Raw genomic sequence first — 20,904 nt, forward strand, 5'->3', positions numbered from 1 at the left:
ACAAAAATTTATGCTTCGTAATCTAATCATGAGTCTCTGCTATATTTATCCATCTAATCACAGGGATGGTGTGCGGCCCCCATCCACCGGCAAATTGATTCCAGTGATGTAAGAAGCCGCAGGGCTTGCCAAAAAGGCAATGGTTTCAGCCATTTCCAATGGTTTACCAATGCGAGCCATAGGGACACTCTGTTGCCAAGATTCTTTGACTATACTCACATCTTGGCCTGTTGCGCTGGCCGAAGTTTGCATCAATGACTGCAACCTGCCGGTCTCAATATATCCCGGTAAAACATTATTGACCGTAATCCCAAAAGGAGCCAGCTCCATCGCCAAAGTTTTTGACCAGTTTGCCATAGCCGCGCGGACCGTATTTGAGACACCCAAGTTTGGAAGAGGTGTTTTTACCGAGGTGGAAATCACATTCACAATTCGCCCATAGGAAGCCTTCTGCATTGCCGGAAGCACTGCTTGCACCAGCAGGTGCGAAGCCAACAGATGAGCTTTCAACGGCTCTGTGAACTCATTGATATCCGCTTTGTACAAGAGCCCCCCTTTCGGGCCCCCAGAGTTGTTCACAAGAATTTGTACGGATTCATTTCTTACTAAAGGAACAATTTCATTTTGCAGTCTGTCCGTATCACTCAGATCCACGCTGAAGAAACGATGTCCTTCCCCGGGAAGAGCTTTTATCAGAGCCTGCAACTTTTCCTGATTTCTTGCCACGGCCAGCACCCGAGCTCCGCGAGCTGCCAGCAACCGTGCCGTGGCTTCGCCAATCCCTCCGGAAGCTCCACATACAAGAGCCGTCCGTCCCTGCAAACTCCAAGATTCTGTCATAACCTAACCCTTTCCGCGATACTCATACTTCGGGAAGACCAAATGCACTTTGGTCCCCGACTGAGGATTCTGAGTGCGATGCACTGACTGCACCTCGATGGACCCACCAAACAGCTTCATATATTCCATCACCAGTGCTGTTCCCATCCCTGAACCTTGCTCATTGGCAGTTCCGGTGCGGGAAAACAGATGTGTCCCTTTGAAGAGATGATTCAGTTCTTCCTCTTGAATTCCGACGCCTTCATCCTGAACTGTCAACACCAGAGCATCCATTCTTTCCGCAACCACCAAAGAAACACAACATCCGGCTTCGCTGAACTTGATGCAGTTTGAAAGCAGATTGGAAAGAACCTGGTTGATCAATGCCGCCCGATCTGCGCGAACATAAACACCAGTAGGAACCTCGACATGAATAGACAGTCCTTTTTCCTCCATCTGCCAGGAATAATGATTTAAGGCCTCCCAGCATGCCGGACTCAATTCCACGGCCTGCAGATCCAAATGAGCTCGATTGGTCTGAAAAATTTCTTCCTGACGAACTGAACGCAGAATGCCGTTCAACTGTTCAATGGACTTCGTGATGCGATTTAAATGCTGTTGCTCGGCTTCACCCTGACAGTATTCCTGCAGCATTTCCGAATGATACATTAAGCCCGAAACAGTATTAGCCACATCATGTGAAAGCACCCGGACCAGTCGGTGATAGCGTTCTTTGTCTTCCGCGGCTTGCTGGGCCCGCATTTTTTCATCATTCAGAATTTTGATTTTGTACGCCAGCCCCAAAGAAAGAATCAGCATCTCTCCTAAATTCGCCAACAACAGGGAATACTGAGTCCAGGCATTGTTGCCCACCAACCCGTGGAATGACGCCAGCCATACCATGGTTCCCAGCAGAACCACCAGCCAACTGAATAAAAAATATCGCGCCAAACGATTGCCCTGCCGATAGAGGCAGTAGAAACCACAAAAAACAAAGAAGACAATGGCAGCAGCAATAGACAGATCAATCCAATATCCAAAAAAGAACAACCCACGCTGAGCCGGAGCAAAGAAGCTGGCCCCCATGGTCACCAGCGCCAGTGCCTGGAACAGACGGACACCCCAGTAGCCAACAGCAAAGTCTTTTTTAATATTCAAAAAGCGTCCGACAAAAAAACTGGCTGAAAACAACGTCAACGACGAAAAGAACATCAGGTAGTTGGAAAACACAAAAGGTGCATTCGGCCAGATGTAAGTGTCCACCACCCCATGCAAGACCACCGCGGTCGCTCCAAAACTGGCGGCAAAAAGCGAGTAACTTAAATAATCCTTTTGATGCGTGAACAGACCCAGCAGAAGATTATAAATCACCAGCGAGAAGATTCCCCCCAGATAGAAGTAGAAAATCATCTTTGCCTGAGTTTCATCATGTGTGGCCTCTTCCGGCGCTTTCAAGAACACCCGGGTATTCAGGGCGTGATGAGCATCACGCTGCACATAAAGCCGCAGTTCCTGTCCCGGCTCCAGCTTCAGCAGATAAGCTCCCAAACGAAAAGGATACTGTCGCTGCTGCAAAATATACCCCGGCCCGGAAAGAAGAGGAGCCTCGTGCAACTGCCCCTCTTGGTACAAACGCAACTGCCCCACCAGTGGAGAATCAAAAAGCAGCAGCTTTTCCACCGCCTGCTTTTCGTCATTGCGTAAAGTGATCTGCATCCATTGGTTTAATGGAGTATAACCGCGATTGATCTCATCTTGTCCGGAGTGAAGATAGTTGATCTGTAAAGGATTCGTGCTTGAAGCGGGAGCCTCCCCCCACCGGACCTGCGAAGTGATATCCGCAGCTCTGGCTTCAGAGAAGGAAAACAGAAGACAGGCACTATACAGAACATACAAAAGGGCGCCAAGTTTTGTCATGACCTCAATTATCAGATGGCCTGCAAATAACAGTCAAGACTTGGTCCCACTGTGACTTGAGTCCACCTGACCTAACTAAGAAGACGCATGTCGATAGGTGCGATAGATGGGATACCAGTAGTTTTTATCGATTGCATTCAGCAGCTCATCATCAGTCATCTTCAAAGCCACATCATCAACCTGTGCGGCCTTAGCAACTTTGAAGGCAATCAGGCGGGACACCTTTTCAATGTCTCGCAGATCCGGTAACAAGGCCCCCACTCCATTTTGCGCCAGTGGTGAACAATCCGCCAATGCCGCACTGGCCGCCATCAACATGGAATCCGTCACACGACGGGCCTCTGACGCCAAAACCCCCAGACCAATTCCCGGGAAGATATAAGAGTTGTTACACTGAGCAATCGGGTACACTTTGTCACCATGATGAACCGGCACAAAAGGACTGCCCGTCGCCACCAATGCCGCACCGTCAGTCCAGCGGATGATATCCGCTGGAATGGCTTCCACTCGTGAAGTCGGATTGGAAAGTGGCATGACGATAGGATGCGGACAGTGCTCATGCATGGTGCGAATGATTTCTTCCGTAAACAATCCTGGTTGCGCAGACACCCCGATCAAAACTGTAGGACGGGCATTGCGAACCGTTTCCAGCAAAGAAATTTCATCCCCTTGCGTGTCCCAGTTGGCAAGATCCTGATGCTTCTGCACCAAAGCCGACTGGAAATCCAAAAGATTTGGCATTTTATCAGTCAACAAACCGTAACGATCCACCATATAAATACGTGCGCGGGCTTCGCTGTCGCTAAGACCTTCCAGCTTCATCTGTGCAACGATCTGTTCGGCGATGCCACATCCTGCAGAACCCGCCCCAAGGAAGACCACACGCTGATCACGCAACTTACCACCCGCTGCCCGGCTGGCCGCTATCAAGCTGCCCAGGGTGACCGTCGCAGTTCCCTGAATATCATCGTTGAAGCAGCAGATTTCATCACGATACTTGCGCAGAAGTGGTGAAGCATTCTTCTGGGCAAAATCCTCGAACTGCAAAAGCACGTTCGGCCAACGGCGTTTCACCGCATGCACAAAGGCTTCTACGAAGTCCTCGTATTCTTGCCCCGTGATACGCGGATGGCGCCAGCCCATATACAAAGGATCATTCAGCAGTTGCTGATTATTTGTCCCCACATCCAGCACCAAAGGCAATGTGTAAGCCGGACTGATCCCACCACAAGCTGTGTACAGGGAAAGTTTGCCGATAGGAATTCCCATCCCCCCGATCCCCTGATCGCCCAGACCCAAAATACGTTCACCATCGGTGACAACAATCACCTTCACCTTTTGCTTGGTCACGTTTCTAAGCATTTCATCAATGCGGTCTTTGTTAGGGTAAGAGATAAACAGCCCGCGTGAAGCACGATAGATTTCTGAGAAGTGTTCACAAGCTTCGCCTACCACCGGCGTGTAGATGATTGGCATCATCTCATTGAGATGATTCACCACCAGATGATAGAATAAAGTTTCGTTGGTATCCTGAAGGTTGCGCAGATAAACATGCTTGTCGATGTCCGCCTTCAAAAGACGGTATTGAGAATAAACTCGCTCGGCCTGTTCTTCGATGGTTTCAATTGTTTGCGGAACCAGCCCATGCAAGTTCAGATGACTGCGTTCTTCCTCAGAAAAAGCCGTTCCTTTATTCAAAAGAGACATCTCTAACAAGACCGTTCCGGAGTAAGGGATATAGACCGGGCGATTGTATTTATTATCAGTTTCCACAATGCTTTCCTTTTGGGATGATGGCCTGAACCTACTCCTAGCTTTCATCTTAAGCAAGACAGAGCCCGGGGCGTCTTAGTTCTTGCCAAAGTGCAGTCCCGGGTCTATTGGATTGGGCATGAAAAAGTGTCTTTTTATCCTCATTTCCACTCTGCTTGTCTCTGTTAACGGCTTTGCCGCCGTTCTGCACTTTTACAGCAACCCGAATGTTCCTCAGCCTCTGTTCCATGTGATCCTGGAATACAAAGGCTACGCCTACGAAGCCGACACTCGAGCTGGTGGACGTCGCCTGCCGATCGCACACTTGGGCGGCAACCTGGGCCACATCCAAATTGAAATTTCTGATTCTTTGATCAATGAAGATGCTTTGATGTCACAGATGGGCCTGCCATTTGATTATAAATTTGTCTGGAATAACAACAAAACCTACTGTTCAAAGCTTGTTGGCATTGCCCTGAACATGGAACCACAGCCCATGACTTTCGCAGGCACTCACTATGTGCAGTACTATCCGGATTGGATCTATCGCAATGACCCTGGCCTGTCTCCAGACCAGGTGTATGAATTCGGCATGCAACATGCTCTGCGCGTGACTCGTAAAAACCGCTAAATCTTTACGACTTGTAAAAAACGGCTCCTGCAAACAGGGGTCGTGCCGTGCGGAAGAAACTTCCACCCTCCGCTTCCCACTGCCCGTTTTTTTCCTTAACGCGCGCACTTAAAGTTAAAACTCCTGACGGCATTGAAATGCGAATCTCTTCAGAGTCGGTCTTGGCAAGACCAGCCACCACAGTGCCTGGAATCCGCGCTGCCACCGCCGCACATAAGGACACCGTCAAAGGCAATGCCTTATGAGGCTGCCCGCCCGCTATCACCCGCATGTTAAAGCTGGAGGTGCCGTCCAAAGAAGGACTGACCAGTCCGACATAGGGAACTGACACCAGGTCCTTTGCAGACTCTAGATCCGACGCCAAACCCATAGCCACAGCCGCCTGCCTGCGAAGCTCATCCAATCCGGCAAGAACGGATTTGTGCGAGGCCAGCTCTTCCGGAGATTCAAAACCGGACACACCGACATCCACCGCCCGGACAAAGACCACGGGGTTGGCCGCATCCACCAAAGAAGTGTCCACGTCCTGCCCCAGATAAGACAAGCGATCCATCTTCACTCCTGTCGGGAAAAGTCGCCCTGTGGTGGCCCCTCCTGGATGTTGGAACTCCAGACGAATGGGAGCACCACTGCCAGAAACTCCAGGGATCTGCAGCTCGCCTTCATAAACCGGCTGATTGTTATTCACCGGAAAATAAGAATGAATGATCTTTTCTGTGTTGGTGTTGAAGATGCGCACGCAGGCTTCATCACCCGAAGCCTGACACCAGCCTTGAGATAGTGCGAATGGGCCGACCACCGAGCTGATATTGCCACAGTTGCCTTTGTAATCGACTTTGCTTTCCTGCACGGACACTTGGGCAAAGGTGTAATCAACATCCGCATCCACACGCTGTGAAGGCGACAGAATGCAAACCTTGGACAGTGAGGATATGCCGCCCCCCATGCCATCCAGCTGTCGTCCATAAGCATCCGGACTTCCCAGCGCCGAAAGGAAAATTCCGTCCCACAAAGTTTGATCTGCAGGCAGGTCTTCTTTCTTAAAGACCAAGGCCCGACTGGTGCCGCCTCTCATATAAACGGCAGGCAGTGACTTAAGAGCCATGAGACGGTCTCGTTTCAGAAAGCGGCTTTAACAAACGCCACGCTTCTTCGGGATGTTTTTCAAACCAGCGATGTACATAAGGACAAGTCGGAATCACCTTCACGCCTTCATCCTTCGCAAACTGCAAAGCTTCAAGAACCAGCTTTTCAGCAATATTCTGGCCACGGGCCTCAACAGGCACCTGAGTAGAGTATAAATCCAAAGAGTTCTCAGGCCCACGGCGATACAACAGACGAGCTTCGCCCCCTGTCACTTGAACTGTGAATTTCTGATTGAGAATATTCTCGATTTTCATAAATCCTCCGATTTCCTGATCTTAACTTGAGTCAGAAGTTTTGATTAGTACCATTTTTGCAACAATATATTGCATTAATGTGCCCTTACGCAACAATCAAGACCGTGACATCATGGTTCCATAAACAACCCCTTCCTTAGGAGGAAATTATGGCTCAAACCACTTTCACTATCGACTCGGCTCACTCCAGCGCCAACTTCACTATCAAACACATGATGATCGCCAAAGTTCACGGTGGCTTCGAAAAACTTTCTGGCACCCTGCTGCTGGACACCGCCGACCTGACTAAATCATCCATTGAAGCTGTGATTGAAGCCGCCAGTATCAACACGCGTGAAGTCCAACGCGACACGCACTTAAAAAGTGCCGACTTCTTTGATGTTGAAAAATATCCGACCCTGAATTTCAAATCGACGAAGATTGAAAAAGATGGTGAAGACCTGAAGGTTACCGGAGACTTGACCATTCACGGCGTCACCAAAGAAGTTGTTCTGGCTGTCGAAGGGCCTTCCGCAGAAATGAAAGATCCCTATGGCAATATCAAAATCGGCTTTTCCGCGACGACAAAAATCAAACGCAAAGATTTTGGTTTAAGCTGGAATGCAGCACTGGAAGCTGGCGGAGTGCTGGTCGGAGACGACGTGGCAATTTTACTGGATTTGCAGTTCGCTAAAAAAGTTTAGTTCAAACAACTAAAACCTGAATTATCGGCGGAAAGATCCCTCGGGGGCTTCCGCCGATTCTTTTATGCTAGATTGCGTTTCAAAGCCCAGACACTGATTTCAACGGCATTGGAAAGATTCAGCTTTCTCATCACGTTGGTTTTGTGGGTCTTGATAGTGTGTTCAGAGCACCCCAAGGCCAGAGCGACTTCCTTGTTGGTTTTGCCTTGTGCGATCATACGGATGACTTCGATTTCTCTTGGTGTCAGCACTGAGGTCAGACGCGGTTCTTCCAAAAGTTTTCTTATCACCGGGCAAATGTAGCTGCGCTCTTTCAGCAGACTCTGAATTGCTTCCTTTAAAACATCACTGGCAGATGTCTTAGCCACCATCACGCGCACGCCCAGCTTCTGGTACTGAGCCAGCACCCCTGAGTCATCGCACTGAGTGAGCAGCGAAAATCGCACATGAGGAGCCTTCTGACGAAGCTCTGCCACCAAGTCCAAACCGGACTTCCCTGGCAAAGCATGATCCAGAACTACAAAGTCCACGGTGTTACCTTCAAAGAAGGTCAGAGCTTCTTCAGCACTGCCGGCTTCACCACGGTAAACCATTTCATCTGACAAAGATTCAAGGGAAACGCGCAACCCATGCCGAGTCACAGGATGATCATCTACGATGTAAAAGGAAACTTTCGCATTTTCTGGCATTTAAAACATATCTCCAATTTAACTATTTCGTTCTGCGTGGTTATGGTCAAACAAATAACGGAAACTTGACCGAAACCCGAGTCCCCATTGGGACACGGGTCTTTAGATTGATCGCGCCACCCATTTGGGCTACGAAATCTGTCGTAAATCTAAGGCCCAATCCAAATCCTTCTCCTTGAGCCGCTATCGAAGCCGTGGGGTCCGACAGCTGCCGAGACAGCTCTTCTGACACCCCAGGCCCCTGATCCTGAATGACCAGCTCCACATGATTGTCCAGCAACTGTCCCTGAATATCAATCTGCCCTCCGACCGGACTGAACTTCACAGCGTTGGACAAAATATTTCGAACAATGGCTTCGACAACCTTTCCAGAGCCCGTCAAAGCAATGTCCTGCTCCGGCAGTTCAACATTCAATTTGATATTCTTGTGGAGCACTTGAGGCGAAAGCTGTGTCACAGCTGTTTGAACTCGCTCTCTGAAGCCCACTTTATGAGTGCTTTCCTCCTCATAGCTCCAAGCCAGAAGATTCTGCAAAAGAGCCAAAGAAGATTTATTGGCATCACTAGCCCGGGTCAAAGACAAGTGCAGCGGCTGCTCCTCTTGACTCTGTAACTGCCGAAGCACTCCCCCCAAAAGTATTTGAACTCCCGAAAGAGCGCCACTGAGATCATGTGCCAACACCGTCTGCACCTTTTTGTTAAACCGGGTCATTTGCAAAATGGCCCCATTCAGATCCCTTAAGGTCTTGTTACTTTCCTCAAGTTCACTGACATCGTTCAATACAAAAATCTGCGCCTGGCTCTCGCCTCCATGAAAATCCAAAGTATGCCGAACTACCTGAAAGCTACGATCGGTAATCTGATATTTTCCTACGGCATTTGAAAGTTCTGCCAATACCGGAATCTTCGCTATCGTCTTGCCTCGCCAGCTGTCCTGCAACTGCAATGAACGCTTCGCAGCCAGATTGGCATCCCAATACTCGCCCCGTGTGTTCAGAATCACCACCGGACTGGGCAGATGTTCAAAGACTTTTTGCTGCGCCAGTGAAACGATCTCCAGCAAGTCCACTCGGCTGGCTGCAAAGTGCATTCCCCATACGCAGGGCCACAACCCCAACACCGTGAGCTGTGCCCAGGGAATACTGCCAGACGAAATCATCCTGGCCCAAGCTTCCAAAAAGACCGGCCAGACACCTGCGAGCATCAACACCAGCGCATACAGTCGACGGCGTCCGTGCAACGTCGCAAATGCATAAAGAGAAGTTCCAAAAGCCCCCGCCACACAGACAATATTGTAAGCAAATGAGGTCTTCAGTAATGATCCACGGGTGAAGTCCACCAAACCACTCAATCCCGGAATAAGCTGAAAATCATAGAATATCCATTTTTCTGCAAATGGGACCCCAAGCATCGCCATGACATTTCCTGCAATGACAATCACAGGAAGAAGAAAAATCAGAAGCAACTGGCGACGCATCCGCATCGTAAACTGTGGGAAGAATAAAGCTGCCGTCAACAGTGCCCAAGCCGGACAGATCAACGGCAAAAGCAATTGTCGGACATGAGTCATGAAGATCTTAAACTGCATGTCTTCAATAGCAAAAACACTGATGATCGAAAATGCCCATAGCGCATAGGTGGCTTCGATCAAAAAGATCAGGCCATGCGTATAGGACCGACGATAGGACCAGGAGCGAGTCGCATATACAGTGCAGATGATGAAACTCAATGCTGTGGACAAGTAGATCAAGACCAACGTCATAAGAAAATGATAGCTGTCCTCACGAAGAGTGCAATTTCTTTCTCGCATAAAAGAAAATCAATTCGCTTGAGTTATCCTTGAAGCCTCCCCTCGACGTTTTGCCCGAAACGATCATGTTTGTGATGAAAAACGCCGATACGTTTCATCATGATCAAAGTCCTTTTCGTCATCATCTTAGTTAGTTTATCCAGTGCCCAGGCGGCTGATGACCTCTCGTCCTTTGCTACCAGCTTGGATTCCACCTTGCGACATTTGAATTCCCACCAGACTGTACAATGTGACTCTTCAAAACTGACTCAAGTTTCGGCGGCCAATACCAAACTCGGTGACGACAAGGTTTCCGTCATGAGCGAAAAAGAAGCCCAAAAACTTTTTCTGGAACTGAAAACCAATGGAGAAATCCCCTTCGAGTTTTCCATCGCCGGCTGCGAAGAACGAGCCCATGAGATGTCTCGCCTGATGCTGCTAAAAGGTATCACCCCTATCAAAGTGTTCGCATCAGTGGATGAGAACGATTCACCGCGCCTGCGCCGCCCGAATCCGACAAAATCCGGAACCACCGTCGAGTGGAAGTACCATGTGGCCCCGGCCATTCTGGTCAAAAAGAACAACGAACTGGTTCCGTATATTTTGGACCCGTCACTGGAAAAGAATGCCGTTCCCGTCAGCGAATGGCAGGCCTCCATGACCCATCACAATCCGAAAATGAAGGTGCAGCTTAAGTTCACACCAGCAGCACAGTTTGATGATCGTGGGCGCATCCGCACAAATTTTAAAGACAATGACTTCAATAAATCGATCAAAGAGACTTTACGCGAACACAAAGCCCGCAGTAAAAGTGTCGATGGTGAAGACCAGTACTGGTTTGAACTTCAGCGCAATGAAGAGCGTATGATGATGTTCGACGAAGGCGGCTATTAAAGCCTCCAAGCGATCCTAGTGCATCGTTGGTTCACTTTGCGGCAATGGCTCCTTGCTACGATCTTGTGCCGGAATCTGCCAGAAGATCGCCGCAGAACTGCACGTCACAATACCCATACAGACAAAAGTGGCCCGGAACGTCTGCAAAACCCCTTCGGCACTGCCCGCCCCACCAAACTGGTCTGAAAAGGCATTCAAGATGGCTCCTGCAGCGGCCACCGCCAGACTCATCGCCAACATTTGCATCATTGAATACAAGCTGTTTCCGCTGCTGGCGTACCCGGCTCCTAAATCTTTCAAGGTTAAGGTGTTCATAGCTGTGAATTGCATGGAGTTCACCCAACCAAAGAAGAACAACTGCAAGATACGCAGCCACAGGGGTTCCCCCTCTGACACCAAAGCAAAACTGGCCATCGCCAATCCTACCAGCAGTGTGTTTCCAACCAGCATATTGCGGTAGCCTGTACGCAGAATCAGTGGAGTGGCAAAACGTTTGGCCATAATCCCCGCCACCGCCATTGGAATCATCATCATGCCAGCATACGAGGGCGAATATCCCAGCCCCACCTGCAAAAGCAAAGGAAGCAGGAACGGCATGCTGCTGCTGCCGATACGAGCAAAAAGATTTCCCAAAAGGCCAATATTGTAAGTTCCGATTTTAAACAGATTTAAAGAGAACAGCGGCTGAGGCGTGCGCGCCGCGTGGAACCAATACGCCGCCAGACTGGCCAGTCCGAATACCAACAGAATCATCACAACACTGCGAGGCAGACCCAATTCAGCCATTCCCTCCATCGCAAAAGAAATCGCCGCCATGCTGAAGGCCAAAAACAGATAACCGGACAGATCAAAGCGGGACACACGACTGGCACCAACATCAGGCATCAAGCGATATGTCGCCCAACAGCCAACCAAACCGACCGGAATATTGATCAGAAAAATCCAATGCCAGGAAGCGAACTCCACCAGCCAGCCCCCGACAGTGGGACCGATTAATGGACCGATCAATCCCGGAATCGTCACAAAACTGATAGCATGCAGGAACTTGTCTGCGGGGAATGCCCGCAACACTGCCAGCCGCCCCACCGGAAGCAACATCGCCCCGCCCGCCCCTTGCAGCACTCGTGAAATCACCAGTTGATCCAACGACTGCGATAAAGCACAGCACAACGAGCCCACCGTAAACACCAGAATCGCTGACAGATAAACCTTCTTGATGCCAAAGCGATCCGTGATCCATCCTGAAGCCGGAATCAACAAGGCAATGGTCAGCGAATAAGCAATCACCACCGACTGCATGTACAGAGGACTTTCACCCAGGCTTTTTGCCATTCCTGGCAAAGCCGTGTTTACGATTGTGGAATCCAGGGTCTCCATGAAAAAGCCTATGGCAACCAGCCATAGCAAGAGGCTCTGAGATCTTTCTTCTGATTTCGGCGAAACAGCAGAGGTCATAAAAATCTCGTCAGGTTGTTGACTGAGATCCTACTAAAGATTCAACTCTGGAACAATCACTGCGCGACCGCGTATTTTTCCTTCGTGGAGCTTATTATATACCTCCGGTGTTTCATCCAATTTGAAGTGCGTGACCTCGGCATGAATGCGACCCGCTTCGGCCAGGGCCAGAACTTCCAGAAGTTCTGCGCGTGATCCCCAATAAGGAGTGCTCACCATACAGCCAAACGGAACAGAGGCGCCGCCATCCATTGTGAGCTTTCCTCCGCCCAACCCCACGATTGTGAAATGACTGTTCATTCCAACAATCTTGCTTCCCAACGTCACTGTGGGCTGAACTCCCACACAATCCAAAACCAACGCCGCTTTGCGAGGCCCTGTGAATTTTAGAATCTTTTCCGCAGCATCCTCACTTTTGGTATTCACCACCAGATCGGCCCCCATTTTTTTTGCCATTTCCAGCTTGGCATCATCGACGTCCCCGGCCACAATGCGCGCCCCGGAAAGACACTTGATCAACTGCACGGCCATATGTCCCAGCCCTCCAACCCCTAACACCACGGCCGTGGCCTCCGGAGTTAAAAGTGGCAACGCTCGTTTGATCGCATGATAAGGGGTCAAGGCCGCATCACTGAGGGGGGCTGCATCTTGAGGCTTCAGTTTCCCCAATGGCACCAGCATCGGCTTTCATAGATTCCTCCTCTGAAGATATTCAGAAGAGATTTTAAAGACCACCCCCGACACGAACAAGATCAAGTGTCGGGATACAGAAACTCAAGAATTCTTAACACCCACCTGCACCAGTGTCGGTTCCAGCAGGCGAACAACTTCCTGTGGCTTCAGGGAAACCAGAAAGCCTCTTTTACCGCCGTTGATATAGATCAGCTCCAGATCCAAGATGGTTCTTTCCATGTAAACAGGCATTTTTCTTTTGGTGCCGAACGGAGAAGTGCCGCCCACCTGATATCCGGAATGACGATCCGCCACTTCAGGCTTACAGGGGGAAATGGTTTTAACCCCCAGCTCCCGCGCCAACTGTTTTGTTGAGACCTGCAGATCCCCGTGCATCAGCACGACCAAAGGTTCTTTGCTTTCATTTTCCATAATAAGGGTTTTGATCACCTGATGCTCGGAAACGCCCAGCTCTTTTGATGAATGTGACGTACCGCCCTTTTCCTCATACGGAAAAAGATGTCCTTCATAGCTGACTTGATATTTCAGCAGTTCACGAATCGCCAACGTGGTGGGGAATTTATCTTTGTCGCTCATGACAAAACTTTACACCTGCAGAGCTTGTCGGGCATCACATTTTCTTCTGACAAAGGAAATTCATCAATGGTGCCTCTGGAGTCAGACGCCGCTCAATCCCATATAACGAAGCCGCATGCTCCAAAGCTTCTTTGTTTTTGGTAACAGGCCAGATTTCCGTGCCTTCACGATAGGTCGGAGTATAAGCAGCTCCAAATATCTTGGCTTTCCCATCTTCTTTCACCAGGCCCAGATAAACCACAACGCCGGTTTTTCGGGGCACTCCCGCCTGTCCTGCCACAAAGTTTCCCAAAGAATAAGCGATCAAAGTCTCACGCCCGTCCTTGGTCACATACTTTTCCCAAGGCTGCAGAACATGCGGGTGCGAGCCAATAATAGCAGTGACACCGGCTTCAAGATATTTTCGTGCGTAACCTTTTTGTCGTGAATCCGGCACATGCTTGTACTCCTGCCCCCAATGAGGCAGCAGAATCAGGGCATCCACATCGGATCGCGATGTGATTTCCCGAATCAGCTCGATCATGCGGTTGGGGTCTTTATAACAAAAAAGAACCTGATCTTTATTGTCGCTATGACCGTTGCTCATCTCCGTGCAACCCAAGAAGGCCACACGCAGACCGCCGATCGAAGCCACGTCGTAAAACGGGGCATTTCGCTCTGAAGCTTTGCGAATCCCGACAGTGGGAAGTCCGATCGCCCGGGCGGCATCAATGGTTTTATCAATACCCAAAACCCCGCGATCCAGCGAATGATTGTTGGCTACCGTCAACAGATCATATCCCGATCTTTGCAGGTCCGTCAGAATACGTGGATGATAGTTGAAAGAAAAATTGGAACCAGAATACACCACTTCATCATAGATAAAACCCACATCCCCGCGATCCCGCCCGCGGCGGTCCACGCCCATAGCCGCCGGGCCCTCTAAATTACCCACGGAAAAATCAGCTTTGGTCATCAGGCTGTCGGTTCGCCGCCAGATCTGACTGAAGCGCTGAGTTCCCGTCACCACGGCCCGATAAAGAGCCTCATGCACCAGAATGTCCCCCACAAAGGACAGACTGATCCGATCCTGCCCCGCTTCGCATTCAGTCCGAAAACGAATGTCATTGCCAGCCCAAGCCCCTTGCGCCAGCAAAAAGCCCACCACCAGAACCCATGAAGATATTTTCATTCTTTTCATAAGCCCCCATTGTGAGCCTTTCCGCGACAGAGGCAAAAAAGCGCTTTGCACACTGAAGAAAAACATTAGACAGCTCTTGTAAAAAACGCCACCCCACTGGGCCTTCACGCCCCTTTCTGTTAAAAAGAGGACATGAAAATAACACTCTGGAAATTCCTGACTTTTTTGGTTTTTGGCACCGCTCTACAAGCTCAGGCGCAAATCAGTCCTGAACAGTTTCAAAACATCAGTCAGGCCTTTCAAGCGGAGTTTTCCGCAGAGCTGGCCCAACAAAAGGCCCACCTGAATATCAATCGTCCCCCCAGCCCACAGATGCCGAACTTCTGGTGGGATTTGAACGAGCGTCATGCTTCCTACAGCGCTTACACCGATGCAAATGGCTTCACGGAACATTTTCTGTTTTTGTTTGGTGGCTATGCCCGTATGCCGGGGATGACTCCGGATGGAGTGGTCATGACACTTTGTCATGAGTTGGGTCACGGTATTGGTGGTGCGCCCTACAAAAGAAAAACCGACAACACTCGGGCTTCCACCGAAGGCCAGTCCGATTATTTTGCGGCTCGTTCCTGCATCAAGCGAGTGCTTAAATACATCCCGGAATTCCAACCGGTGCAGGCTCCGAATGCCTACACCGAGAATCTCTGTCGTCAGAAGTTTGTATCTGCAGAGGACCTGTACAATTGCTTCCGTGGATTCCAAGCGTTGGAAGTCGAGCGCATTTTCTTCCGCCATCTTACCAACGGCGGTGGCGAGACCGACTATCACACTCCGGATCTGACTGTTGTGGACACAGTGGAACTGCAAGAAACCTTCTATCCCAGCGCTCAATGCCGCTTAGATACGATGATTGCAGGTCTGCTGGAGCAAGAACGCCCCCGCTGCTGGTATGCGCCTTAAGCCTTCACCAGCTTTTGCGCGTATTTGAAAAATAAATTGTCGGGACCCAGTTTTTTGCGCAGGAACTCTTCCGCCGCGGTGGCCGTGATCCCTTGAGACTCCAACCACAGATCTTCAAACAGGTTTTGCGTGGCCGCCATATTCAGGGACGGAAAGCTGGAATCCTGCACTTCCCCATAGCCCACTAAGAACAGATAATTCCACAGGGGCTTCATCGCACGATTGTAATGGCTTTCCATCATTTTTCCCTGCCAGCCCAGATTTTCTTTGATGATCTTGGTGCTTTGCGGGGAATCCAGCAGGAAGCTGTCCAAAGCCTCCTGACTGCTACGAGGCAGATCCACCTGTCCTTGAGAGCTTCCCAGCCAAGCCAGCAAATGAACAAAGACCTCTTTGGAAAAGAACGTCGCCCGGTTACGGAACCATTTGGCGTAAATAACCTCTTCACTGCGCGACAGTTCTTCGCGCATCACCCACATTTCCGCCACGCGGTTGTCGCCTTCCTGATCCCACTCCCAGCGCATTTTCGTACGCGGATAAAGCTCTGTCCAAAGACTGGCCGGCTCTTTGCGATTTTCCAAAGGATACACCAACAAACATCCACGTTCGTTGATAGCGGCAATCATCCTGGATTTTTTCTTTTGCGAGCTCACGGAGTTTCCTCGTCGTCAGAGTCAAACTTCAAATCCAGGAAGTCCAGCAAAGACGCCTCGGCTGTCTTGGGAATGGCAGGTGCCACACGATTTAAAATACGTCGTTGACGGCCAACAACATAATTCGACGGACGATCAATGCGGAAACGACGCGGGTTCGGCAAAACCGCCGCAATCAAAGACGCCTGGTAGGAATTCAAATTTTTAGCACTGCGTTTGAAGTACTTTTGCGAGGCCGCTTCCACACCGTACACACCAGGCCCCAGTTCTATCACATTCAGATAGACCTCCATAATGCGCTCTTTAGGCCAGGTGGTTTCAATCAGAACTGTAAAGTAAGCCTCAAGACCCTTACGAATCCAATCCCGCTGTGGCCACAGAAAAACATTCTTTGCTGTCTGCTGGGAAATGGTGCTGGCCCCTTTTTTTCTTTTGTGGGTCTTGTTGTACTTGATAGCCTTTTCAATGGCATCAAAATCAAATCCACTGTGTTCAAAGAAGCGATAATCTTCAGCTTTTAAAACTGCTTTCTGTACGGAAGGAGAGATTTCTTCCAAAGGCACCCAGTCCTTGTGGATGCCGACCAGCTCATCTCCCCACAAAGAACTGACGGAACGAATGACCATCAAAGGAGTCACCGGAACGGGAACAAAGCGGTAAAGCAAGACAAAGCCCAGACTGCTCACAAAAAAGAGCAGCACCGCTTTTAACATCCACTTTCTAAGAATCGGCCACCACTTGCGCATTAAAGAAGACCCGGTTGAACCACCTCAATCCAGTATTGATCCGGATCTTTGATGAAGGCGATGTTTTTCATACCGCCCTCACCCAGGCGTTTTTGGAAGCTCACACCGAGGGATTCAAAGCGCGCACAAGCCTCTTGAATATTTGGAACTGAGATACAGATATGTCCGAAGCCACGAGGTTCGGTGTTGCCATTGTGGTAAGGGGTGGTTGCGGCCTCTTCCGTGCCCCAGTTGTGAGTCAATTCCAACACAGCCTCACGTCCAAAAGCATATTTGGCATTGGCTTCATTATCTTCTGGGACCTGCGTTCCCTCTGGAACATAGGCCAGGAAGAATAAAGAAAATTTCCATTCCGCAAAATCCAGCTTACGAACCAACGTCATCCCCAACACGCGGGTATAAAAATCCAAAGACGCTTTAGGATCTTTGATTCTTAACATGGTATGGTTGAATGTATAAGCTTGAGTTTCTTTGTCAGGATTCTGACAAAGCCCGGGAATAGTCTGCATAAAGATCTCCTAACGAGGTCTATTCATAGCACAATTTTGACTACAGTACAAAAACGCATTTATCCTTCCGTCGAGAGATGTATTGTTTCCCCGCCTGAAGCTCGATAAACTTGCTCTATGTTTAGACCGCTGCTGCGCACCTGGCTTGTTCAGTCACTGCTTATTGCCTTTCTGTACTTTATAACCGGAAAAGCCGGCCTGCTATTAGCGCTTCCTCCGGGGTACGCCTCCCTTATTTGGCCGCCATTAGGTCTGAGCCTCGCGGCCCTGTTGCTTTTTGGAATCAATCGCTGGCCCGGGGTCTTTCTCGGCGCATTTCTGATTAATATTCGCAACCCGGAGTCCCTGACAGGTTTCTTGGTCCCGATGGGGGTTGCCACTGGAAGCACACTGGGAATTGTCACGGGCGCCCTGCTTATCCGTCACTGGCTGCAGTTCCCAAAACGCTTTTATCCGGAACGGGAAGTCCTGCTGTTTTTACTGGTGGCAGGCCCTGTTTCATCTTTTATCAGTGCCACCCTGGGGGTCAGCACCCTTTATCTGGCTGATGTCGTCGTCCCCAAAAGCCTTTTCCTGAACTGGCTGCATTGGTTTGTCGGGGATGCCACTGGCGGCCTGATCTTTGCCCCACTGGCCCTGATGTTTTCCACGCAGTCACGCAAGTACTGGCTGAAGTCAGTGACCAAAGTGTTGCTGCCGATATGTATTTCCTTCGTCTTGATCCTTTCAGTTGCGCACTATCTGAATAAGTCAGAACAAGGCAAATGGCTGGCCGAGTTTACAAAAAAATCAGAGTTCACCTACAATGTTCTGGAAAAGGATTTAAAATCCAATCTGGATATGTTGAGCTCTTTGCAAAGCTTCTATGAAAGCTCCTCGGAAGTCACTGCCGCTGAGTTTAAGAAATTTGCAGGGACTTTGCACTCGCGCCATCCGGAAGTGCAAGCTCTGGCCTGGGTTCCCGTGCGCGCTAAAAAGCCGGATGTCTTTGAAGTTGAATTCATCGAACCACAGGCAAACAATGCCCATATCAAAAATCTGAACTTCAGCACCCATCCTGCACACCAGGAACTCTTAAAAAAAGCCTTAAGTACAAAACGAATCATCGCCTCAAATCCTTTACAAATCAGCGATTCCAGCTCTGGTATCTTTATATTTCTGGCTCTGGGACATCCCCAAGGGATTCTGCTAGAAGTCCTGCGACTGGATAGCATCCTCAAAGATCTGACGGGCGTTCTGAATGATCCCAGCTATCGCATCACAATCAAAGATGTGACAAGCAATCCGGCCACAGTTGTGCTGCAGTCAGAACGACTGCCATTTGAAGACAATCCCTTCATGAAAGACTTCCGGTGGAGCAGTCACATTGAAGTGGGTGATCGCATGTGGGAAATCACCCTTGAACAGGACCCTTCCCAGCCCGTGGCCCCGACATCCAGTTCCAATCTTTTCCTGCTGGCCTCTTTGGTGTTTGTGTTTTTGCTCTGCGCTCTGCTGTTGACCATCGCCAATCGCATCATCACGGTGGAGGAAATCGTCGATGAAAAAACCCAGCACCTGCTGGATCTGAATCTGCAGCTAAAAAAAGCTTCAGAAACCAAGTCCGAATTTCTGGCCAATATGAGCCATGAAATCCGCACACCACTGAACGTAATCATCGGTATGTCTGATTTGCTGGAGGAGTCCCCTTTAAATGAGGATCAGGCCCACTATGTGGACATCTCCAAGAAGGCCGGGCAAAATCTATTAAATATTATCAATGACATTCTGGATATCTCAAAAATCGAATCCGGCCTGATAACTTTGGAAAAGACTCACGTCAATCTGCACGAAGTGGTCCGTGATGTCTGCGAAATGTTCGCTTTAAAAGCAAAAGAAAAGAATCTGGAGCTATCGCTGGTTCTGAGTCAGGACACCCAGCATATCTATCTGGGTGACCCCACCCGTATTCGCCAGATTCTGGCGAATCTGATCGGCAACTCTCTTAAGTTCACCATGCAAGGGGCCATTGAAGTCCGGGTTTCGCGCAACAACCTGTCCCATCTGAACGGCAATCTTCTGTTCCAAGTCAAAGATACCGGCATCGGTATCCCTCAGGAAAAAATCCCACACCTGTTCCAGCCTTTTACCCAAGCGGACTCAACTATCACCCGAAAATTTGGTGGCACCGGGCTGGGACTTTCTATTTCCAAACGCCTGGTTCATATGATGAATGGTGAAATCACCATTGAAAGCGAGCTGCATCGAGGCAGCATTTTTTCGTTCACCTTGGACCTGCCCTGGGTGCAGGATTTGGAAACTGCCCGAAGCGCCGAAAAAGACCGCTCCACCGCTGCCATGCAAGAAGCCTTTTCCAGCGAAGGTAAAACCCTGTCGATCCTGATTGTCGATGACACCGAAGACAACCGCATCCTGATCCGGGCTTATCTAAAAAATTCACCTCATAGCATTGATGAAGCCAGCAACGGTCAACAAGCTTTGGAGATGGCCCAACATAAAGACTATGATTTGATACTTATGGATATGCAGATGCCTGTGATGGATGGATTCACTGCCACTCAAAAGATAAGACAGTGGGAAAAAGAGTATCACAAAATACCGGCGACAATTTGGGCCCTCACCGCCTATGCTTTGAAAAACGAAATTGATCGCAGTCTGGAAGTTGGTTGCAATTTGCATCTGGTGAAGCCACTCCGCAAGGCCGACTTGCTGCGCAACATTGCTGATCTCAGAGCCAACATGCCACCATAAGGGATGGCCCAACCCTTGCTATATCTGTTTCCCAGGTGACGGTTGTCACCAGTTTCTGGGGGGAAACAGATATGTGGCGGGGAATCACTTCTATATTAGGTCTTACTCTTTTAGCTTCAGCTCCTGCGATGGCACAAATACCACCGGGCATTCGTATTCATAGTATTCAAGCCGTGGGCACAGGCTGTCCTGTTGGCAGCTACAATGCCACCATTTCTCCGGACGCCCAGACATTCTCTTTGCTTCTGGACAATTTTATTGCCGAATCTTCCATGCAAAAACCAATTGCACGTCTGAACTGCGAACTGCGGGTGAATTTCCAGGTTCCAGCAGGATGGACCTTTGCAGTCACATCCGCAGACTATCGCGGCTTTGCTTATGCCGAAGTCGGAACGCAGGTCACACACCAGGCTCTTTATTCATTTGATGGCAGCAAACCGCGCAATGAAAGACCCGGCTACGAAAATGGTGGCACCTACAACTTCCGCGCGCAAGAATTCCGCGGCCCTTATAATGACACCTATTACATCCGTCATCAGGTCGATCCTCGTGTTGCACCTTGGGCGGCCTGCAATGCTAACTCCATTCAGTCCCTGTACATCACAACTTACCTGATGGCCCGCAATCTGAATCTGTCATCATTGCTGACGGCGCAAATCACGCTCGACAGTATTGACGGTCAGGTGCAGTCACAGCGCTACCAGTTGGCATGGAAACAATGCCGTCCTTCCGGCGGCGGCTCTGTGACACCACCGGGTCGCGATCCAGGCCCAGGACGCCCGAATCCGGCACCAGGAAGACCACCGCGTTTTCCATAACTAAAAAATAAAAACCAAACTTTTAAGAAGAACAAAAACACACATAATCCAA

The 20,904-nt window shown here is 49.7% G+C and carries 20 protein-coding genes; 6 read left to right on the forward strand and 14 right to left on the reverse strand.

All coding sequences use genetic code 11. From position 1 onward, the window contains the following. Positions 1-57: 57 nt before the first annotated feature. The 3 genes from ACES2G_RS13085 to ACES2G_RS13095 form a co-directional block, all read right to left on the reverse strand. Positions 58-840: an SDR family oxidoreductase gene (locus ACES2G_RS13085; protein ID WP_374000437.1), complete on the reverse strand. Its 783-nt coding sequence runs from the start codon at positions 838-840 to the stop codon at positions 58-60. A gap of 3 nt (positions 841-843) precedes the next feature. Next, entirely contained in the window at positions 844-2,736 is a 1,893-nt protein-coding gene (locus tag ACES2G_RS13090) for a 7TM diverse intracellular signaling domain-containing protein (RefSeq protein ID WP_374000438.1), read from the reverse strand. A 75-nt stretch (positions 2,737-2,811) separates the two neighbouring features. Beyond that, positions 2,812-4,509, reverse strand: a complete 1,698-nt coding sequence (locus ACES2G_RS13095) for an NAD-dependent malic enzyme (protein WP_374000439.1) — start codon at positions 4,507-4,509, stop codon at positions 2,812-2,814. 118 nt (positions 4,510-4,627) lie between these two features. Between ACES2G_RS13095 and ACES2G_RS13100 the strand changes: the two genes are divergently transcribed. Continuing rightward, on the forward strand, positions 4,628-5,119 hold the full coding sequence (locus ACES2G_RS13100; RefSeq protein ID WP_347359610.1) for a hypothetical protein: 492 nt from the start codon (positions 4,628-4,630) through the stop codon (positions 5,117-5,119). Positions 5,120-5,123: 4 nt separating this feature from the next. On the opposite strand, the gene ACES2G_RS13105 is transcribed toward ACES2G_RS13100, so the two are convergent. Further along, positions 5,124-6,224, reverse strand: a complete 1,101-nt coding sequence (locus ACES2G_RS13105; protein WP_347359609.1) for a PrpF domain-containing protein — start codon at positions 6,222-6,224, stop codon at positions 5,124-5,126. Beyond that, positions 6,214-6,519 carry a GNAT family N-acetyltransferase gene (locus tag ACES2G_RS13110; protein ID WP_374000440.1) on the reverse strand — a complete coding sequence of 102 codons (306 nt, stop codon included), beginning with the start codon at positions 6,517-6,519 and terminating at the stop codon, positions 6,214-6,216. The genes ACES2G_RS13105 and ACES2G_RS13110 overlap by 11 nt, the downstream gene beginning before the upstream one ends. Before the next feature lie 149 nt (positions 6,520-6,668). Between ACES2G_RS13110 and ACES2G_RS13115 the strand changes: the two genes are divergently transcribed. Beyond that, positions 6,669-7,202, forward strand: a complete 534-nt coding sequence (locus ACES2G_RS13115) for a YceI family protein (protein ID WP_374000441.1) — start codon at positions 6,669-6,671, stop codon at positions 7,200-7,202. Positions 7,203-7,264: 62 nt separating this feature from the next. On the opposite strand, the gene ACES2G_RS13120 is transcribed toward ACES2G_RS13115, so the two are convergent. Together ACES2G_RS13120 and ACES2G_RS13125 are read right to left on the reverse strand one after the other, a co-directional pair. Beyond that, a complete protein-coding gene (locus ACES2G_RS13120; RefSeq protein WP_347359606.1) occupies positions 7,265-7,891 on the reverse strand; it encodes a response regulator transcription factor in 627 nt (208 codons plus the stop codon). Positions 7,892-7,937: 46 nt separating this feature from the next. Beyond that, positions 7,938-9,653, reverse strand: a complete 1,716-nt coding sequence (locus tag ACES2G_RS13125) for an ATP-binding protein (protein ID WP_374000442.1) — start codon at positions 9,651-9,653, stop codon at positions 7,938-7,940. 147 nt (positions 9,654-9,800) lie between these two features. On the opposite strand from ACES2G_RS13125, the gene ACES2G_RS13130 reads away from it, so the two are divergent. Next, positions 9,801-10,574 carry a protein-glutamine glutaminase family protein gene (locus tag ACES2G_RS13130; RefSeq protein WP_374000443.1) on the forward strand — a complete coding sequence of 258 codons (774 nt, stop codon included), beginning with the start codon at positions 9,801-9,803 and terminating at the stop codon, positions 10,572-10,574. A 15-nt stretch (positions 10,575-10,589) separates the two neighbouring features. Here the strand turns inward: ACES2G_RS13130 and mdtD are convergent, their stop codons facing one another. The 4 genes from mdtD to ACES2G_RS13150 all read right to left on the reverse strand — a co-directional run bounded on the left by mdtD (position 10,590) and on the right by ACES2G_RS13150 (position 14,478). Further along, positions 10,590-12,029 carry a multidrug transporter subunit MdtD gene (gene mdtD, locus ACES2G_RS13135; protein WP_374000445.1) on the reverse strand — a complete coding sequence of 480 codons (1,440 nt, stop codon included), beginning with the start codon at positions 12,027-12,029 and terminating at the stop codon, positions 10,590-10,592. A gap of 33 nt (positions 12,030-12,062) precedes the next feature. Beyond that, a complete protein-coding gene (locus ACES2G_RS13140; protein WP_347358957.1) occupies positions 12,063-12,710 on the reverse strand; it encodes a zinc-binding dehydrogenase in 648 nt (215 codons plus the stop codon). 93 nt (positions 12,711-12,803) lie between these two features. Further along, a complete protein-coding gene (gene ybaK / locus ACES2G_RS13145) occupies positions 12,804-13,298 on the reverse strand; it encodes a Cys-tRNA(Pro) deacylase (RefSeq protein WP_347358956.1) in 495 nt (164 codons plus the stop codon). 34 nt (positions 13,299-13,332) lie between these two features. Then, positions 13,333-14,478: a CapA family protein gene (locus ACES2G_RS13150; RefSeq protein WP_374000446.1), complete on the reverse strand. Its 1,146-nt coding sequence runs from the start codon at positions 14,476-14,478 to the stop codon at positions 13,333-13,335. Between the two features lie 132 nt (positions 14,479-14,610). Here ACES2G_RS13150 and ACES2G_RS13155 point away from each other — a divergent pair, with 132 nt between their 5' ends. Further along, positions 14,611-15,375, forward strand: coding sequence for a hypothetical protein (locus ACES2G_RS13155; protein ID WP_347358954.1), 765 nt, complete (start codon positions 14,611-14,613; stop codon positions 15,373-15,375). Here the strand turns inward: ACES2G_RS13155 and ACES2G_RS13160 are convergent. From ACES2G_RS13160 to gloA, 3 genes are read right to left on the reverse strand one after another with little or no spacing between them, the layout of a single operon-like run. Then, the gene (locus ACES2G_RS13160) at positions 15,372-16,028 is read right to left on the reverse strand and encodes a hypothetical protein (RefSeq protein ID WP_374000447.1); all 657 of its coding nucleotides are present in this window, start codon (positions 16,026-16,028) and stop codon (positions 15,372-15,374) included. The genes ACES2G_RS13155 and ACES2G_RS13160 overlap by 4 nt on opposite strands. Further along, a complete protein-coding gene (mtgA, locus tag ACES2G_RS13165) occupies positions 16,025-16,774 on the reverse strand; it encodes a monofunctional biosynthetic peptidoglycan transglycosylase (protein ID WP_347358952.1) in 750 nt (249 codons plus the stop codon). The genes ACES2G_RS13160 and mtgA overlap by 4 nt, the downstream gene beginning before the upstream one ends. Beyond that, the gene (gene gloA / locus ACES2G_RS13170; RefSeq protein ID WP_347358951.1) at positions 16,774-17,283 is read right to left on the reverse strand and encodes a lactoylglutathione lyase; all 510 of its coding nucleotides are present in this window, start codon (positions 17,281-17,283) and stop codon (positions 16,774-16,776) included. Before gloA ends, mtgA begins: the two co-directional genes overlap by 1 nt. Before the next feature lie 117 nt (positions 17,284-17,400). On the opposite strand from gloA, the gene ACES2G_RS13175 reads away from it, so the two are divergent. Together ACES2G_RS13175 and ACES2G_RS13180 are read left to right on the forward strand one after the other, a co-directional pair. Further along, the gene (locus ACES2G_RS13175) at positions 17,401-20,034 is read left to right on the forward strand and encodes an ATP-binding protein (protein ID WP_374000448.1); all 2,634 of its coding nucleotides are present in this window, start codon (positions 17,401-17,403) and stop codon (positions 20,032-20,034) included. Positions 20,035-20,162: 128 nt separating this feature from the next. Then, positions 20,163-20,852 carry a DUF4360 domain-containing protein gene (locus ACES2G_RS13180; protein WP_347358949.1) on the forward strand — a complete coding sequence of 230 codons (690 nt, stop codon included), beginning with the start codon at positions 20,163-20,165 and terminating at the stop codon, positions 20,850-20,852. The last annotated feature ends 52 nt before the right edge of the window (positions 20,853-20,904 follow it).

It is taken from the genome of Bdellovibrio bacteriovorus (genome assembly GCF_041888015.1).
Classification (GTDB): Bacteria; Bdellovibrionota; Bdellovibrionia; order Bdellovibrionales; family Bdellovibrionaceae; genus Bdellovibrio.

Excerpts from the sequence above, each read along its gene's own strand:
- ACES2G_RS13090 (WP_374000438.1), bottom strand. The coding sequence starts at position 2,736 with ATGACAAAACTTGGCGCCCTTTTGTATGTTCTGTATAGTGCCTGTCTT.
- ACES2G_RS13085 (WP_374000437.1), bottom strand. The coding sequence starts at position 840 with ATGACAGAATCTTGGAGTTTGCAGGGACGGACGGCTCTTGTATGTGGA.
- ACES2G_RS13140 (WP_347358957.1), bottom strand. The coding sequence starts at position 12,710 with ATGCTGGTGCCATTGGGGAAACTGAAGCCTCAAGATGCAGCCCCCCTC.
- mtgA (WP_347358952.1), bottom strand. The coding sequence starts at position 16,774 with ATGCGCAAGTGGTGGCCGATTCTTAGAAAGTGGATGTTAAAAGCGGTG.
- ACES2G_RS13115 (WP_374000441.1), top strand. The coding sequence starts at position 6,669 with ATGGCTCAAACCACTTTCACTATCGACTCGGCTCACTCCAGCGCCAAC.
- ACES2G_RS13150 (WP_374000446.1), bottom strand. The coding sequence starts at position 14,478 with ATGAAAAGAATGAAAATATCTTCATGGGTTCTGGTGGTGGGCTTTTTG.
- ACES2G_RS13105 (WP_347359609.1), bottom strand. The coding sequence starts at position 6,224 with ATGGCTCTTAAGTCACTGCCTGCCGTTTATATGAGAGGCGGCACCAGT.
- ybaK (WP_347358956.1), bottom strand. The coding sequence starts at position 13,298 with ATGAGCGACAAAGATAAATTCCCCACCACGTTGGCGATTCGTGAACTG.
- ACES2G_RS13175 (WP_374000448.1), top strand. The coding sequence starts at position 17,401 with ATGTTTAGACCGCTGCTGCGCACCTGGCTTGTTCAGTCACTGCTTATT.
- mdtD (WP_374000445.1), bottom strand. The coding sequence starts at position 12,029 with ATGACCTCTGCTGTTTCGCCGAAATCAGAAGAAAGATCTCAGAGCCTC.
- ACES2G_RS13130 (WP_374000443.1), top strand. The coding sequence starts at position 9,801 with ATGATCAAAGTCCTTTTCGTCATCATCTTAGTTAGTTTATCCAGTGCC.
- ACES2G_RS13120 (WP_347359606.1), bottom strand. The coding sequence starts at position 7,891 with ATGCCAGAAAATGCGAAAGTTTCCTTTTACATCGTAGATGATCATCCT.
- ACES2G_RS13155 (WP_347358954.1), top strand. The coding sequence starts at position 14,611 with ATGAAAATAACACTCTGGAAATTCCTGACTTTTTTGGTTTTTGGCACC.
- ACES2G_RS13180 (WP_347358949.1), top strand. The coding sequence starts at position 20,163 with ATGGCACAAATACCACCGGGCATTCGTATTCATAGTATTCAAGCCGTG.
- gloA (WP_347358951.1), bottom strand. The coding sequence starts at position 17,283 with ATGCAGACTATTCCCGGGCTTTGTCAGAATCCTGACAAAGAAACTCAA.
- ACES2G_RS13125 (WP_374000442.1), bottom strand. The coding sequence starts at position 9,653 with ATGACGTTGGTCTTGATCTACTTGTCCACAGCATTGAGTTTCATCATC.
- ACES2G_RS13100 (WP_347359610.1), top strand. The coding sequence starts at position 4,628 with ATGAAAAAGTGTCTTTTTATCCTCATTTCCACTCTGCTTGTCTCTGTT.
- ACES2G_RS13110 (WP_374000440.1), bottom strand. The coding sequence starts at position 6,519 with ATGAAAATCGAGAATATTCTCAATCAGAAATTCACAGTTCAAGTGACA.